Here is a 16,043-nt window from a genome sequence, read left to right on the forward strand (position 1 = left end):
AAACAGTTTTCAGTCGCAGTTATCAGTTATCGCCAAACCGTTAGTTTTTCAATATTCGGCTTTGAGTTAGCAGCTGTCAACTGTGACCGAATACTGCAAACTAATTTTATGGTACTTCTATTTCGTTTACTATTTTGTTGATAATATCTACTGAAGTTACATTTTCTGCTTCAGCTTCATAAGTAATACCAATTCTGTGACGTAGCACATCATGAACCACTGCCCTAACGTCTTCGGGAATTACATAGCCTCGACGCTTAATAAAGGCATAACATTTAGCCGCAGAGGCCAAATTGATACTTCCTCGAGGTGATGCTCCAAAAGAAATAAGCGGTTTTAAATCGGCAAGTTTATATTTCTCAGGATATCTTGTAGCAAAAATGATATCCAAAATGTATTTTTCAATCTTTTCATCCATATAAACCTCTCTAACAACTTGTTGTGCTGTTAAGATTTGCTTGATGGAAACTACAGGGTTTACTTTTTCAAAAGCCCCTTTCAGATTAGACCTGATAATAAGTTGCTCTTCATCAATTTTAGGATAATCTATAACAGTTTTCAACATAAAACGGTCTACCTGTGCTTCGGGTAACGGATAGGTTCCTTCCTGCTCCACCGGGTTTTGCGTGGCCATTACCAGGAAAGGTTTATCCAAAATAAAGGTTTCGTCTCCAATGGTCACCTGCTTTTCCTGCATAGCCTCCAGTAAGGCCGACTGAACTTTTGCCGGTGCCCTGTTGATCTCATCGGCCAACACAAAATTTGCAAAAATAGGACCTTTCTTTATTGAGAAATCGTTTTCTTTTATGTTATAAATAAGAGTTCCGATAACATCGGCAGGTAATAAGTCCGGAGTAAATTGAATTCTGCTAAAACTACCATCTACTGCCTGTGACAAGGTGTTAATAGCCAGGGTTTTTGCAAGTCCCGGAACACCTTCCAATAAAATATGCCCCTGGCCCAGCAAGCCGATAAGCAAACGTTCTACCATGTGCTTCTGGCCTACAATGACTTTATTCATTTCCAGCATCAGTAAATCAACAAAAGCACTTTCTTTTTCAATCTTCTCGTTAATTGTCTTAATATCAATTGTACCTGTTTCTTCCATCATTTTTTATTTTTTAAAGCCCGAATATAATAAGCTTCTTTGAGCATTGCAAATTGTTAAAATTTTTACTGAATTCTTGTTAAGAATTGGTTAAAATATTAAGACAATAGCTGTTAATACGAGGTTAAAAAAAAAGCAACGCTAATGGCGTTGCTTTTTTTAGTTGATTTATGCATTCGTGCTTATTCCAAAACCAGTGTGGCGTCTACTATTTCATCTTCATCCGGTTCCAGGGTAATGTCAATTTCCTGGGTCACATAACCCTCAGCACTAATAGTTACTTTGTAATCCCCAGGTGCTACATTCTCAATGAGATATGCTCCATCATCATTGGTTTCCACGCTTGTAGCGTCAGTATCATTAATTGAAACAGTGGCTTTAACTCCTTCAGCAAGACCTGAGATTGTTCCGCTTATAGAACCGGGTTTTAAAGGCAGAACAATAGGATCCGCAATAGTTGTTATTTCACCATTAACTACTACAACGCCGCTGGCACTTCCGGGATTATAATCACCTTCTTCATCCGTTGGAGTCGCTATAACTTCATAGGTCCCAGCAGGCACACCCCATAGGGCAAAGACTCCATTTTCATCAGTGAAGGCTGTCACTTCATAATCTCCGTCAGGGTCACTCACAAGAACTTTTACCATGGCCGGTACATCCGTTGGAGATACTGTACCTTCAATAATACCGGAACTTGCTTCAGCACTGGCATAAAGTACCGGTTTTAAAATAATGTTTCCTGAGTTCCCGGCATGTACTATTGATTTTTCAACATCAAAATCTAAAATAAAATCATAAGTGAACCCTTCTTCAATAACCTTATTTATCTTCACCTTTAAACCAGATTGTTGTCCGCTGGGGGTTTTAAGATCAAATTCTTCCAGCTCCTCATTTTCCCCTTCTATTACAATGGTATTTCCATCACCAAGAACCAATCTCATTTGAGATAGCGTACCGGCAGGAATTGGGAATCTATCCACTAAAACTTTACTGATGCCCCCCGTAAAATCTAATAAATTAACAATGTCACTTTCAGCTTCTAATGATATCCACCCATCTTCATCATCACTATCATCATCCATTTTAATGGTAACATCAACGATCTCTACATTAACCGCATCATAATCTCCCGGGTTATCAACCAAACGCACCGTTATAGTGGGAGCTTCTTTATTCAAGTTTGTAGATCCGGGATCATTATCATTACAAGAGATCAAAAAACATAGAAAAAGCAGTGGAAATATTAATTTTAATTTATTCATAATAAAAGCTTTTAAATACTTATGCGAGAGAATCTGCTATTCGGTTTGTTCAAACACTTGCAGGTAAATTTTATGTTAAAGCTTTATCCCCCATTAGAACAAATTTACTATATCATATCAGTTTTAAGTATTTTTATGTTTCAATTACTTAAAAAAGCGTTTACTTGTTTCCTTTGTCAATAAAATAATATAAACCCTTGAAAGAAAAATGAATAAAACAGCTCTAATAACCGGTGCCACCAGTGGTATTGGTTATGCAACAGCCTTTGAATTTGCAAAACATGGCATGGATCTGATACTTTGCGGACGGCGATTAAACCGATTAGAAGTCATGCAAAAAGATCTTAGTAAGCTAACCAATGTGCATATTTTAAACTTTGATGTAAGACATAAAGAAGCAACATTTAAAGCTGTGGGGTCGCTTCCTGAGCATTTCAAACGAATTGACATATTAATAAATAATGCCGGTAATGCCCATGGATTAGACCCAATAAACGATGGGAATATTGATGATTGGGATGCCATGATAGACATCAATGTAAAAGGGTTATTGTATGTGAGTAAAGCCATTATTCCGGGAATGACCGAACGCAAATCCGGGCACATCATAAATATTGGGTCTTCCGCGGGAAAAGAAGTTTACCCGAAAGGCAACGTTTACTGCGGTAGCAAACATGCTGTTTTAGCCATTACCGAAGGTATGCGAATAGACTTAAACCCTTACGGTATTAAAGTAGGCGCTATAAATCCCGGCCTTGTGGAAACCGAATTTTCTAAAGTCAGGTTTAAGGGTGATAAAATTGCCGATACGGTTTATCAAGGTTATAAAGCTTTACAAGCTGAAGACGTGGCCGAAGTCATTTATTTTGCCGTGTCCAGACCACCCCATGTAAATATTGCTGATGTTTTAATGTTTTGTACGGCCCAGGCCAATAGTACTATTGTGAAGAAGGAATTATGACTGAAGAATTAAAAAACGAATGGTCACAACTTGTATCAAAATATAGTGCTCAACAGACAATAGCAGACGAATTGTGGCATGAAATCAAAGCGCAATACACTAAAAAAAACCGGTACTACCATAACCTGTCGCATATAAATACCCTCCTTGTTCAAGCAAAAAAATTAAAAGAAACAATTGTAAACTATGACAATCTTTTATTCGCAATCTGGTATCATGATATTATTTACAATTCGAAAAAACAGGATAACGAAGAAAAAAGTGCTGTTTTTGCCAAAAAACGACTAAAATCACTAGAAATTGATGAAAAAATGGCCCATCTGATTCAAAAACTGATCCTTTCAACCAAAAATCATCAAATAATTCTAGGTGAAAATGATGACAATGCCTACTTTTTAGATATGGACATGTCAATTTTAGGAGCTGAATGGCCTACCTATCTCAAGTATTTGAAAAGTATTAGAAAAGAATACGCCATTTTCCCTAATTTTATGTACAAAAAAGGGAGAAAAAAAGCGCTTAATCACTTTTTAGATCGTAAAACCATTTTTTTTACCAAACCCTTTCAGGCTAAATTTGAAAGCCAAGCCAGAGAAAACATAAATAGAGAAATTGACTTATTATAATAATTGAACTTTTGCCCTAACCGAAAAGCCATGATTAACAAACGCCTGCTTATTAAACATCTTTTGGCTCATAATGATGAGAATAGTTTTTATGATAAGAAGCGTAAAGTAGACATAAGTCATAAAGAGGGTAAGGCTAAGTTTTTAAAACATATTTGTGCACTTTCAAATAGCAACCCAAAGAATAATTCTTATATAGTCATTGGTGTTGAAGATGAAGACAATAACATTATTGGTGTTGACTTTTTTGACGACAGTAAGATCCAAAACCTTATCAATGCTTATTTAACGAGTCCGCCCATAGTTCAGTATGAAAACATTCCGTTTCCGCATTTACCGGATGATAAAGTAGTTGGTTTGGTGACCATTCGCCCTACGGGAACCTTAACTTCTCTTAGAAAAAACATCTGGAAATATTACGGCGGCTCGGTGTTTTTCAGAGATGGTAGCATGAGTATGCCCAAAGTATTTGACATTGAAATAAAAGATGTAAACTCTAAAATTGTTGAGGCCATTGAAAACAATGCCCAAAACAATATTGAACATACGCTTAACGGGGTTTTCGATTTTATGAATAAGCGTAAAGACTTTAATGCCCAATACAAAGTGTTTAAAGAGTATTTTGTATTGTGTTGGTCCGGTCAAAAAAAGGTTATTAAAGATGACGTTTACTATTCAAGAGTTGACATTGAACTCATTAATGAACAGGTACGGTTATTTTTTTCTGCCTTAGATGAAGTTTCCATTACCTTTAATGATGACAACTTTAAGATCATTGAATATGTGAATCTCGGACTTCATAACAACAATAAGTATTACAAATTAGAAGAAACCATTATTGAGTTTGAAGATAATGCCAATTATAATATTGACACCAAACTTCTATTTGAGCCGCCCCAATTTGACAAAAAAATACTCCATCACATTTACAACACCAATAACGCCATACTTGAAAAGCTTAAAAAGGGGTTGACACTTACGAAACATGAAGAATTAGATTTAAGAAATTTATCGGCCACCTACTTAATTTGTTACCTCAACTTGTTTCATGAGGCCATAAACAAACTCAAAGAAGCTAAACCTTATTTAAAGGCTCATAGTGACGACGTATACCAACTTTACAAAGAGTCTATGCGGATTTTAAGGAAAGTAAAATACAGTTAAACTAATGGCTATTATTTAACCTTAACTTAACGTTAAAATTTTGAAGTCATACAAAATAGTACGACTTTTGTGTCGCTATTAATCTTTTTAAGATATGACCTTGTTTCTCCCGATAAATTCGGCCTTGAGACAAGGTTTTTTCTTTTTATATAAAGTTTAATTGCTTAAACGATTTGTTTAAAATCTTCTTGTCATTTACTTCCAGCCATTTGTTTAAAACCGTGGCATAGATGGTTCTAAAGTCTATTTCAAATTTTAAATCGCCATTGCCGTCCAAATCACTTAAGTTGGCCATTTTATTGTAAAGCCCCGGTTTCCTTAATTGGTTGCCGATTATAAACAGATTATTTGCCGTTCCGTGGTCCGTACCAACACTGGCATTTTGTTTTACTCTTCGTCCAAACTCCGAAAAAGTCAAAATCAGTGTATCATCAAAGGTCCCTCCGGCTTTTAGATCCTGAACAAAAGTTTCGATCCCTTCGGCATATTGACTTAACAAACGCTTTTGAGTTGGTAACTGGTTTACGTGTGTATCAAAACCATTTAAAGAAGCATAATACACTTTTGTTTCCAGGTGAGAATTAATGAACTGCGCCGTGGTCTTTAATTGTTTGCCAAACTTATTCTTTGGATATTCTTTTTTGGCCGAAACCGTTTTACTGGTTTCATAAATGTATTTAGCAGACGAATGTGCCTCAATCATAGACTTATACAAATAACCCAAATTGTGTTCGCTTAAATGTGTATCGTTTTTATGGCCCTGTAAGTTTTTGAAATAGGGGTCTCTGGATAGGTTAAATAATGATTTGGCATCCTGGGTGGCAATGGCATTTTTTGTTTCACCCTTCATAGCCAATGATAAACTTTCATTTATTTCAATAGCAGTATAAGGCGCATCTCCATAGTTATCTATATAGCGTCCAATCCATCCGCTTTGTGAATACTCATCAGAATCTACCGCCGTTTGCCATATATCCATCGATCTGAAATGTGAACGATTTGGATTTGGATATCCAACATTATTAATAATAGTTAAAAGTCCTTTGTCATATAAACGATTTAAAGGTGCTAAACTGGGATGTAAACCTATCTCATCAGTGAGCTTTAAAACATCCCCTTTGGCAATGCTTAAAGAAGGACGCTCCTTATAATACAGATCATTCTCAAAAGGCACTACAGTATTTAAACCGTCATTACCTCCGGATAATTGAATAATTACCAAACGCTTATAACCTAAACTACTGCTGGCAACATTTTCAAAAGCTTTTACAAAGCTTGGCACAAAAAATAAGCTACTAGCCAGCGACGACTGTTTTAAAAATTTTCTTCTGTCCATAATTAACACATTTGATATTCCGGTAACGACATGAGTTGTACACAGTATTCCTGTTTTGATACTTTTTCCAAAGAATTTAAATACGCCTGGGCATTAGGCGATATATTACAAGCCAGAATGTGATTGTCTAACTCATTCATAGCAACATTTTTGAACTGCTTTTCAAAATAACCCCAGTTGTTTTCCACATTAAACCATTTGCCGTAATTCTTTTTAAAGAACTGTTTTCTTTCTTTTATTCTAGCATCTGTTTGCCCTTTTTTGGATTTTGAAATATAGGAGCTGTTCAACAACAAAGACGGTAATTTTAACCTCAGTGCTATCGTATTGCTGTCAATCCAGTTTTGTCCGCCTTTCCATCCGGCAACATTTGGAGGATCCAACAGTATTTGCCCCATTAACCGTTGCAAATACATTAATTGTTTTTGGTTTTTAAACTCGGTGGGTACGAGTGTTTTAATACCAACTAAAAACTCTATAGGGGATTTGATCTTTGTACCTATATTTTCTTCGTTATAAAACCAATCCGAAAGGCACACAAAGCGCATTAATTTTTCAATATTGTAATCTTTATAGAATGCATCGGTCATAGCTTCTACATGAGCTTTATTAATGGTATCATTCACAAAGTAGCGATATACTTTTTCACTGATGTATTGGGCACATCGTCTTTTTTCCAGTATGATATCTATAATATCTTCGCCGTTAAAGTTTCCGGATTTTCCAAAAAAAGTTTTTGTACCTTCATGATGCACGCGTCTTCTAAAAACAAAATCGCCTTGCATATTGTGACTATATCCTGTAAAGGCTTTGGCGCTTTCTTTAATGTCCTGTTCTGTATAATTCCCAACACCAAGGGTAAACAATTCCATTAATTCACGAGCAAAATTTTCGTTGGGTTTTTGCTTTTTATTTTGCTTGGTGTTTAAATATTTGGTCATGGCCGCCTGTTTGGATATAGCAACTACAAAGGCTCTAAAATTTCCCAAAGCATGTTGACGCAATGTATTGTGAAAGTTTTGAGTGTAAACATAGTTATTGTCTTCACATACAAAATGATTGGCCCAGAACAAGGTCATTTTTTCTCTTAAAAGCTCTGTTGGATTCGTTAATCTTTCAATCCAGGCTCTGTTAAGTTTTTGGGTGGATTCCCTACTTAATTTTTGGATATCCCTGATATTGTCTTTGGCCATCATATAAGAAGTTCCCATCAAACTTTTTAGTTCGGTAGTATCTAGCTCAAGGGGAGTTACATTTTTTGAAGCCTTAAAAAGGTTAGCCACAACCTCTTTTCTTTTCATTTTTGACAACTTATCGAGCTCATTTGGTAATATCCCAAAACCGACGCGTCTATACAAATGCTGAATATGTTTGCGCTTCATATTAAAAAGTTTTATAACCCTTTAGACCGCAATGAGTTAAAAAGGTTTAATCTGTATGAAAGTACAAAAAAGTCTTGTTTCCTGACAAATCACAAATCAAACTTTATACCTTGAGCCAAAGGTAACTCCGTTGTATAGTTAATGGTATTGGTTTGTCTGCGCATATAAATTTTCCAGGCATCAGAACCTGATTCGCGTCCACCACCAGTTTCTTTTTCTCCACCAAAGGCACCGCCAATTTCAGCTCCGGAAGTACCAATATTGACGTTAGCAATACCACAATCACTCCCTGCATGTGATAAGAAGCGTTCTGCTTCACGAAGGTTATTGGTCATTATAGCAGAGCTTAAACCTTGCACCACACTATTCTGAATCGCTATGGCATTTTCAACATCCCCGGAATATGTCAATAAATATAAAATAGGTGCAAAAGTTTCATGTTGTACAATTTTAAAGTGACCCTCCGCTTCCGCAATGGCAGGTTGCACATAACACCCGCTTTCATAACCTTCACCTGAAAGCACACCGCCTTCAACCACAATATTACCGCCTTCTTTAACAACTTCTTCCAATGCCCTATTATACATATGCACCGCATCAGTATCAATTAAAGGCCCAACGTGGTTGGTTTCGTCTAACGGATTTCCAATTTTCAGTTGTTTATAGGCATCCGCAATGGCTTGCTTTACTTTGTCATAAATGCTTTCATGAATGATCAATCGGCGCGTGCTGGTACAACGTTGGCCGGCAGTTCCAACAGCGCCAAAAACAGCTCCTATAACAGTCATTTTGATGTCTGCATCAGGTGTTACAATAATGGCATTGTTGCCCCCTAATTCTAATAATGACCTGCCTAACCGCGCTGCTACCTCCTGAGCAACTATTTTACCCATTCTGGTAGAACCTGTTGCCGAAACTAAAGGAATTCTTGTGTCTTTGGTCATAAACTCACCTACCTTATAATCGCCATTGATTAAACATGAAATGCCCTCGGGCAGATCATGCTCTTTTAAAACCTCAGCTATAATATTTTGACACGCAATTCCACAAAGTGGTGTTTTTTCACTTGGTTTCCAAACACAAACATCACCACAGACCCAGGCCAAAGCTGTATTCCAGGACCAAACCGCTACCGGAAAATTAAAGGCCGAAATAATCCCAACAACTCCTAACGGATGGTATTGTTCATACATACGATGCCCGGGTCTTTCCGAGTGCATAGTCAAGCCGTGAAGCTGGCGGGATAACCCAACGGCAAAATCACAGATATCAATCATTTCCTGTACTTCACCCAGTCCTTCCTGATAGCTTTTCCCCATTTCATAAGAGACCAATTTGCCAAGGGCTTCTTTTTTTTCACGTAGCTTTTCTCCAAACTGTCTCACAATCTCACCGCGTTGAGGTGCCGGCATCATGCGCCATGTTTTAAAACCGGAAGTGGCCGCTTCCATCACTGTTTCATAATCAGCTTTAGTAGTGGCTTTTACACTTCCTATTAATCTACCATCAACCGGTGAAAAACTTTCAATAATTGTTCCGTTAGAAAAATAAGTTGACCCTGTAGAAGTTCCGTCATTAACTGTTTTTATACCTAATTCATTTAAAGCTTTATCTATGCCAAAATCTGTTGCAACACTGTTCATGTTTTATGGATTTATTATTTATATTAAAATTGTTTGTGAATATAATAATAAAAAGTCGATTTTGTTAAAATTTTTCAATTATGAAGTTCCATAAGAATAAAGAAAAATCTCATGCAGACATTAGACCTGTTTAAACTCAAAACACTGCATTAGTGTTTCGTATCACAATGAATGGTTAAAGGCAAATTGTACGTGCTAATTTTTAGAATTAAGCCTCGGGTGAGCTCGATCTTTTCTTTAGAAAAAGCTGCGTAAAATAATAAGTCCCCGATTCATCCTGAATAACCGCAATACCTATATGGGTAAAATCGCCTTCTATATTGCGTCGGTGCCCGGGGCTATTCAGCCATGCATTCATAACTACTTGAGCAGATGGCTGCCCGTACGCTACATTTTCGCCAACCTGAGACGCATTTTCTTCATCAAAAAGGCGATCGGCCCTTTCATCAAAATCATCATGACTAATATCTCTTTGGCCTATCATATATAACGTGTGTTCGTGTGCCAATGCATTTGCCAAAGTATTAAAAGATAACGCCTGTTTCCCAATACTTTTTCTATGAGCATTGACTAGTTGCAAAATTTCATTAGCCATAGACTTCGCCTCAGCATTTTCAACAGTATCTAAGGGATCATCTTTTGAGCATGAGATATTGGCAACTATTACCATAAAACAAAGTAAGATGCAGTAGGTTTTAGAACGAACAGTTTTCATAATTTAAGTGATTTGGGTATAGAAATATACGCTTCAAAATTGTTTGAGGATGTATAATTTTTAATAATTCGTTGATTTTCAATGAAAAAACGTAGTTCATCGATACTTTGTTTGAGATATTCTGTAAAATCTTAAGACTTATTTAACGTTTTTAAAAAAACTAAAGTTCAAATCTTAAACGTAACTTTATTAGCAGGAAACCCTTGCGGTTTCTTTATTAATGCTCACTTTAATACCCTTTTGTCTTATGTCAATTAAAAACCTTTTCACCGCCGTTTTAACAATTTTAGTAATTGTTTCCTGTAAAAAGAAACCTGTTGAAACCGATAATATTTTCAAGTTTAGGGATTATATAAGTTACACTACTTCAGGTATGACTTCGGTTGCGAAACCCATTCAAATTAATTTGGCAAAAGCGGTTGACGGTTGGGACATGAACCGGGAAATTGACGACAAATTGATCACCATAAAACCGCATGTAGAAGGCAAACTGAAAGTTGGCAATAACCACACGCTAATCTTTACACCGGATGAGCATTTAGAGCCATCAACAGAATACACGGTGACGGTTAAATTATCTGAAATTTATAAAGACATTGCCAGTGAATATAAAGACTATACGTTTCAGTTTAAAACCATCACACCTAATTTTAATATTGTTACCAGCAACTTACAGTCTTATAGTAAAAACTGGCAATATTTAGAAGGCATTCTTAAATCAGCTGACCTGATCCCGTTAGAAAAAGCAAAACTACTTATACAAGCCGAACAGGATGGCAAAGACTTGAGTATTGTTTTTAACGAAGCGAGCGAAAGCAGTAACGTTTTTGAATTTAAAATAGATAGTATTCATCGTTTAATAGAGGATAGCCGTATTGATGTATCCTGGAATGGGAAACCGATCCGGGCTGGTAACAAAGGAGAAAACACTATTGTAATTCCGGGAATAAACAACTTCACTATCACTAAAACCGAAGTGATTCAATCACCGGAACAATATTTGTCTATTAACTTTTCAGACCCTTTGAAAAAGCAACAAAACTTTGATGGTTTGGTGTCGCTTCAAAAAGTAAAGAGCCCCAAATATATTGTTGAAGGCCATGTCTTAAAAGTGTATCCCGATAGTAAACTGGTAGGAAATATTCAGGTTGATGTGTTTCAGGGTATTAAAAACACCGAAGGTTTCAAACTTAAAAAACCGTACTCCGAAACTATCGCCTTTGAGGCTTTAAAACCACAGGTACGTTTAATTAATAATGGTTCCATTCTGCCAAACTCCCAAGAACTAAAGTTCAATTTTGAAGCTGTGAACTTGAGCGCCGTAGATGTTAGAATCATCAAAATTTTTGAAGATAATATCCTTCAATTTTTACAAGACAATAATCTAAATAGCAATAATGAATACAATATAAAAAAGGTAGGACGTCGCATTGCAAAACAAACCATTCAATTACAAACGGCTGCAGAAAACACCGGAAAGTGGAAAGCCTACAGTATGGATCTATCAAAGTTTTTTAAGGCCGATGCCGGTGCCATCTACAGAGTTGAAGTGAGTTATGACAGAACGTATTCCCTTTACGATTGCGAAGCAAATTCCAATGTTTCAAACGATGAGGATGACTACTACGAAGAAGATTTTTATGAAGCAGATTCCGATGCCTTATCTGAAGAAGACGAAGCCTTACGTGAGGAACAATATTGGGATGACTTATTATACCGCTACAAAAATTACAGTTATAATTGGCGCGAAGAAAAGAACCCTTGTCATGATGCCTATTATAATGCCCGTAAAATAGTATCGCAAAACTTAATTGCTTCCAATTTGGGAGTCATTGCCAAACGCGGAAGTAACAACTCCTACTATTTTGCAATTACCAATATTTTGAGTACCGAACCTGAAGCCAATGCAACTATTTCACTTTATAATTTCCAGCAACGAAAAATGGAAACCGCTTCAACAGATAAAGATGGATTAGCCATTATTGATGCCGAAAAACACGCCAATTTTGCCATTGTTTCAAAAGGGAATAATACTACTTATGTGCGTCTTTATGACGGTAATGCGCTATCACTAAGTAAGTTTGATGTTTCGGGTAGCAGACTGCAACGCGGACTTAAAGGTTACATTTATGGGGAGCGTGGCGTATGGCGTCCGGGCGACTCGTTGCATTTAACCTTTATGCTGAATGACAAAGCCAACAAACTTCCAAAAGGACATCCGGTAAAAATGGAAATCACGGACCCCAACGGCAAAATGGTTTATAAAAAAATAACACGTGATCATCTAAACAACTTTTTTAAATTCACGGTTCCTACTTCAACTGAAGATAAGACCGGTAACTATAGTGCTAAAGTTTCTGTTGGAGGAGCCACCTTCAGAAAAAACCTAAAAATAGAAACGGTAAAACCCAATCGGTTAAAAATTAAAATTGACTTTAATGACGAGGTGCTTACAGCCACCAAACCACTTACAGGTCATTTAGATGTAAAATGGTTACACGGTGCTCCGGGAAAAAACCTGAAAGCCGAAGTAAAGGCTAAATTCTCTACATCGTATTCCGGGTTTGAAAGCTACAAAGATTATGTTTTCACAGATCCTTCAAGAACGTTTGAAACCGAAGAATTCAATGTGTTTGAAGGCCATGTAAATGAAGAAGGTTTAGCCAAAATAAATTCAAAATTAAATATCAAAAAGAATGCTCCCGGATTATTAAACGTACAATTTTTAGTGAGAGCCTTTGAAAATGGCGGCGACTTCTCTATTGATGCATTCACAAAAAAATACGCGCCTTATAAATCGTTTGTCGGATTGCACTCCCCTAAAGGAAATGCCTATGGATCCTATTTTACGGACGAAAACCAAACCTTTGACATTGTAACAGTTGATGCTTTGGGCAAACCGATTAAACGTAATAACCTTGAAGTAAAAATCTATAAAATTGAATGGCGTTGGTGGTGGAATGCCTCTTACGATAATCTATCAAGTTATGTTTCCAGTAGTTATCACAGACCCTATTCAACCTCAAAAATAAATACGGATGCTAATGGTAAAGGAAGCTTTAAAATAAAAGTCCCGGACCACGATAGGGGCCGATATTTAATAAGAGTTGTTGATCCTGTTAGCAATCACGCCACAGGAAGAACTGCCTATTTCTACAGGAACTGGTGGCAAAACGCTGGTTCCGGTGATAAAGAAGCAGCTAAGATGCTCATTTTTGCCAGTGATAAAGAAACCTACAGTGTGGGCGAAACCGCTAAGGTGACATTCCAATCCGGTAATGAAGGACGCGCTTTGGTGAGCGTTGAAAATGGCACTGAAGTGTTGGATTATAAATGGATAAAAACTCAAAAAGGAGAAACTACGGTAGACATTCCGGTCACATCGGAAATGGCTCCAAATGTGTTTATCAATATTTCATTATTACAACCGCATGCTATTACAGCCAATGATTTGCCAATCAGATTATACGGTGTTATTCCGATGATGGTTGAAGACCCTAACACCAGGTTGGAACCTCAACTTAGCATGCCCGATGTGTTACGCCCGGAACAGGAATTCAAAGTAACGGTCTCAGAAAAAAGTAAAAACCCTATGACTTACACCATTGCCATGGTTGAAGAAGGCCTGTTGGATCTAACCCGTTTTAAAACACCTAATGCATGGCAAAGTTTTTATGCCCGGGAGGCTTTGGGTGTGAAAACCTGGGATATTTTTGATGATGTGGTAGGAGCGTATTCCGGCAGTATAGATCAAGTGTTTGCTATTGGTGGAGACGGAACTGCTACCGCCGGTAAAAAGAAAAAAGCGAATCGTTTTAAACCTGTAGTGAAGTACCTGGGCCCTTTTAATTTAAAGCAGGGAGAGCAAAAATTACATACCATAAAAATGCCCAATTATATAGGTTCGGTTAGAACTATGGTAGTTGCCGGCGATCCTACCAAAGAAGCTTACGGCAGCACGGATAAATCGGTTCAGGTTAAAAAACCTTTAATGGTGTTAGCAACGCTTCCTCGGAAATTAAGCCCTGGAGAAAAGGTGACTTTACCGGTAACCGTTTTTGCTATGGAGCCTAAAGTAAAAAACGTTACTATCAGCTTAAAGCTAAGCAATGGTATTACGGTTGAAGGTAATGCCTCTCAATCACTGTCGTTCCCAAAACCCGATGAAAAAATGGCTTACTTCATTTTAGACGTCAGTAAAGCAAAAGGTATTAATACTGTAGAGGTGATCGCTTCAGGGAATGGCGAAAAATCAACGTATAAAGTAGCGTTGGATGTGGTAAACCCCAATCCTATTACATCAAAGGCTATAGACAAAACACTTACGGCTGATTCTAGTGAATCGATAGCGTTTTCAACCTTTGGTGTGACCGGTACTAATACAGCCACGGTAGAGTTTTCAACCTTACCTCCAATGGATTTTTCACGCAGATTGCAATACTTAATTCAGTATCCGCATGGCTGTGTGGAACAAACAACATCAAGTGTGTTTCCTCAGTTATTCCTAAGTGATATTTTCGATGTAACAGCTGATAAAAAACAAGCCATTCAAGACCACGTAAAAAATGCCATTAAACGCCTTGGGCATTTCCAAAGACCACATGGAGGCCTAAGTTATTGGATGGGTGAAAACAGTGCTAATGATTGGGGCACAAGTTATGCAGGACATTTCATGATTGAAGCCGAAAAAAAGGGGTACGTATTACCGCTTACATTTAAAAGCAATTGGATTAAATATCAAAAGCAGGCTGCCAGGGATTGGAGACCAAGCTACAGACGTTATAACTCGGATTTAGCTCAAGCATATAGGTTGTACACTTTAGCATTAGCCGGAAGTCCGGATCTGGCATCTATGAATCGCTTACGTGAATTTTCAGAATTGTCCAACGAAGCTAAATGGCGATTAGCTGCTGCTTACGCACTCGTAGGCCAAAAAGAAGCCAGTGAAAGCATTTCTAAATCGGCTAACGTCAATTTCGTTCCAAACAGGTATAATTATTACACCTATGGTTCGGCTGACAGAAACAGGGCCATGGCTTTAGAAACTATGGTACTTACCAAAAATGAAAAAACCAGAGAACTGGCAGAATCTATAGCCAAAGATCTATCCGGCAACCGTTGGATGAGCACGCAAACCACAGCGTACAGCTTATTGGCTATGGCAAAAATGGTGGATGCCAATGGTGGAAAAGCAATGAAACTCAGTTATGCTTTAAATGGAAAAACTCAAACAATTGAAACCACAAATGCAGTTGCCCAACGTGAATTAAAAATAGTTGATGGCACCAATAAAATGTCTTTTACTAATAAAAATAACAACGTTGTTTATGTTAGAATTCTGAACTCTGGGAAACTACCATTAGGACAAGAAACCACCGAACAACGCGGATTAAGCATTAGCTATTCTTATAAAGATCTACAAGGTAACAGAGTCGATGTTTCCGAGTTAAAACAAGGGCAGGATTTTATTGCCACCGTGGAAGTGAGCAACCTCAAAAACAGCCCCGTTAAGGATGTGGCTTTAACACAACTATTCCCTTCGGGTTGGAACATTGTAAATACCCGGTTTACAGATTTTGGAAATACAACCTCTAGTCAGGCGCGCTATACAGACATAAGAGACGACCGTGTGAATTTCTACTTTGATCTAAGCAGAAATGGAAACACCAATAGCACCAAAACGTTTTCGGTAATGCTAAATGCTTCCTATTTAGGACGCTATTATTTGCCGGGAATTCAGGCGGAAGCTATGTATGATAATGACTTTTTAGTGAGAACTAAAGGGGCATGGATTAATGTAATTAAATAATATTGAACGTCCTTCATAAGTAATAAACAAGCTT

10 protein-coding genes are annotated in these 16,043 nt (G+C 37.3%); 4 read left to right on the forward strand and 6 right to left on the reverse strand.

Features of this window, described 5'->3' with window-relative positions:
* Positions 1-106: 106 nt before the first annotated feature.
* Together Q0983_RS07265 and Q0983_RS07270 are read right to left on the reverse strand one after the other, a co-directional pair.
* Positions 107-1,108 carry a MoxR family ATPase gene (locus Q0983_RS07265; protein ID WP_299550996.1) on the reverse strand — a complete coding sequence of 334 codons (1,002 nt, stop codon included), beginning with the start codon at positions 1,106-1,108 and terminating at the stop codon, positions 107-109.
* Between the two features lie 182 nt (positions 1,109-1,290).
* Positions 1,291-2,373 carry a DUF4382 domain-containing protein gene (locus Q0983_RS07270; protein WP_299550742.1) on the reverse strand — a complete coding sequence of 361 codons (1,083 nt, stop codon included), beginning with the start codon at positions 2,371-2,373 and terminating at the stop codon, positions 1,291-1,293.
* 208 nt (positions 2,374-2,581) lie between these two features.
* Here Q0983_RS07270 and Q0983_RS07275 point away from each other — a divergent pair, with 208 nt between their 5' ends.
* Genes Q0983_RS07275 through Q0983_RS07285 form a run of 3 tightly spaced genes read left to right on the forward strand, consistent with a single transcriptional unit; the run spans position 2,582 to position 5,124 of the window.
* On the forward strand, positions 2,582-3,334 hold the full coding sequence (locus Q0983_RS07275; RefSeq protein WP_299550744.1) for an SDR family NAD(P)-dependent oxidoreductase: 753 nt from the start codon (positions 2,582-2,584) through the stop codon (positions 3,332-3,334).
* On the forward strand, positions 3,331-3,960 hold the full coding sequence (locus tag Q0983_RS07280) for a hypothetical protein (RefSeq protein WP_299550746.1): 630 nt from the start codon (positions 3,331-3,333) through the stop codon (positions 3,958-3,960). The genes Q0983_RS07275 and Q0983_RS07280 overlap by 4 nt, the downstream gene beginning before the upstream one ends.
* Before the next feature lie 30 nt (positions 3,961-3,990).
* Positions 3,991-5,124, forward strand: a complete 1,134-nt coding sequence (locus Q0983_RS07285; protein ID WP_299550748.1) for an ATP-binding protein — start codon at positions 3,991-3,993, stop codon at positions 5,122-5,124.
* A 145-nt stretch (positions 5,125-5,269) separates the two neighbouring features.
* Here the strand turns inward: Q0983_RS07285 and Q0983_RS07290 are convergent, their stop codons facing one another.
* The 4 genes from Q0983_RS07290 to Q0983_RS07305 form a co-directional block, all read right to left on the reverse strand.
* Positions 5,270-6,460, reverse strand: a complete 1,191-nt coding sequence (locus Q0983_RS07290) for a DUF1501 domain-containing protein (RefSeq protein ID WP_299550750.1) — start codon at positions 6,458-6,460, stop codon at positions 5,270-5,272.
* A 2-nt stretch (positions 6,461-6,462) separates the two neighbouring features.
* On the reverse strand, positions 6,463-7,842 hold the full coding sequence (locus Q0983_RS07295) for a DUF1800 domain-containing protein (RefSeq protein ID WP_299550752.1): 1,380 nt from the start codon (positions 7,840-7,842) through the stop codon (positions 6,463-6,465).
* An 89-nt stretch (positions 7,843-7,931) separates the two neighbouring features.
* A complete protein-coding gene (locus Q0983_RS07300; RefSeq protein ID WP_299550754.1) occupies positions 7,932-9,485 on the reverse strand; it encodes an aldehyde dehydrogenase family protein in 1,554 nt (517 codons plus the stop codon).
* A gap of 208 nt (positions 9,486-9,693) precedes the next feature.
* Positions 9,694-10,200: a CAP domain-containing protein gene (locus Q0983_RS07305; protein ID WP_299550756.1), complete on the reverse strand. Its 507-nt coding sequence runs from the start codon at positions 10,198-10,200 to the stop codon at positions 9,694-9,696.
* A gap of 247 nt (positions 10,201-10,447) precedes the next feature.
* Between Q0983_RS07305 and Q0983_RS07310 the strand changes: the two genes are divergently transcribed.
* Positions 10,448-16,009, forward strand: coding sequence for an MG2 domain-containing protein (locus tag Q0983_RS07310; protein WP_299550758.1), 5,562 nt, complete (start codon positions 10,448-10,450; stop codon positions 16,007-16,009).
* Positions 16,010-16,043: the final 34 nt, after the last annotated feature.

Origin of the sequence: Seonamhaeicola sp. (assembly GCF_028281565.1) — a bacterium.
Taxonomy (GTDB): Bacteria; Bacteroidota; Bacteroidia; order Flavobacteriales; family Flavobacteriaceae; genus Seonamhaeicola.

Bases quoted from the DNA above. Each gene is read 5' to 3' on its own strand.
- Q0983_RS07265 (WP_299550996.1), bottom strand. From the start codon at position 1,108: ATGGAAGAAACAGGTACAATTGATATTAAGACAATTAACGAGAAGATT.
- Q0983_RS07270 (WP_299550742.1), bottom strand. From the start codon at position 2,373: ATGAATAAATTAAAATTAATATTTCCACTGCTTTTTCTATGTTTTTTG.
- Q0983_RS07275 (WP_299550744.1), top strand. From the start codon at position 2,582: ATGAATAAAACAGCTCTAATAACCGGTGCCACCAGTGGTATTGGTTAT.
- Q0983_RS07280 (WP_299550746.1), top strand. From the start codon at position 3,331: ATGACTGAAGAATTAAAAAACGAATGGTCACAACTTGTATCAAAATAT.
- Q0983_RS07285 (WP_299550748.1), top strand. From the start codon at position 3,991: ATGATTAACAAACGCCTGCTTATTAAACATCTTTTGGCTCATAATGAT.
- Q0983_RS07290 (WP_299550750.1), bottom strand. From the start codon at position 6,460: ATGGACAGAAGAAAATTTTTAAAACAGTCGTCGCTGGCTAGTAGCTTA.
- Q0983_RS07295 (WP_299550752.1), bottom strand. From the start codon at position 7,842: ATGAAGCGCAAACATATTCAGCATTTGTATAGACGCGTCGGTTTTGGG.
- Q0983_RS07300 (WP_299550754.1), bottom strand. From the start codon at position 9,485: ATGAACAGTGTTGCAACAGATTTTGGCATAGATAAAGCTTTAAATGAA.
- Q0983_RS07305 (WP_299550756.1), bottom strand. From the start codon at position 10,200: ATGAAAACTGTTCGTTCTAAAACCTACTGCATCTTACTTTGTTTTATG.
- Q0983_RS07310 (WP_299550758.1), top strand. From the start codon at position 10,448: ATGTCAATTAAAAACCTTTTCACCGCCGTTTTAACAATTTTAGTAATT.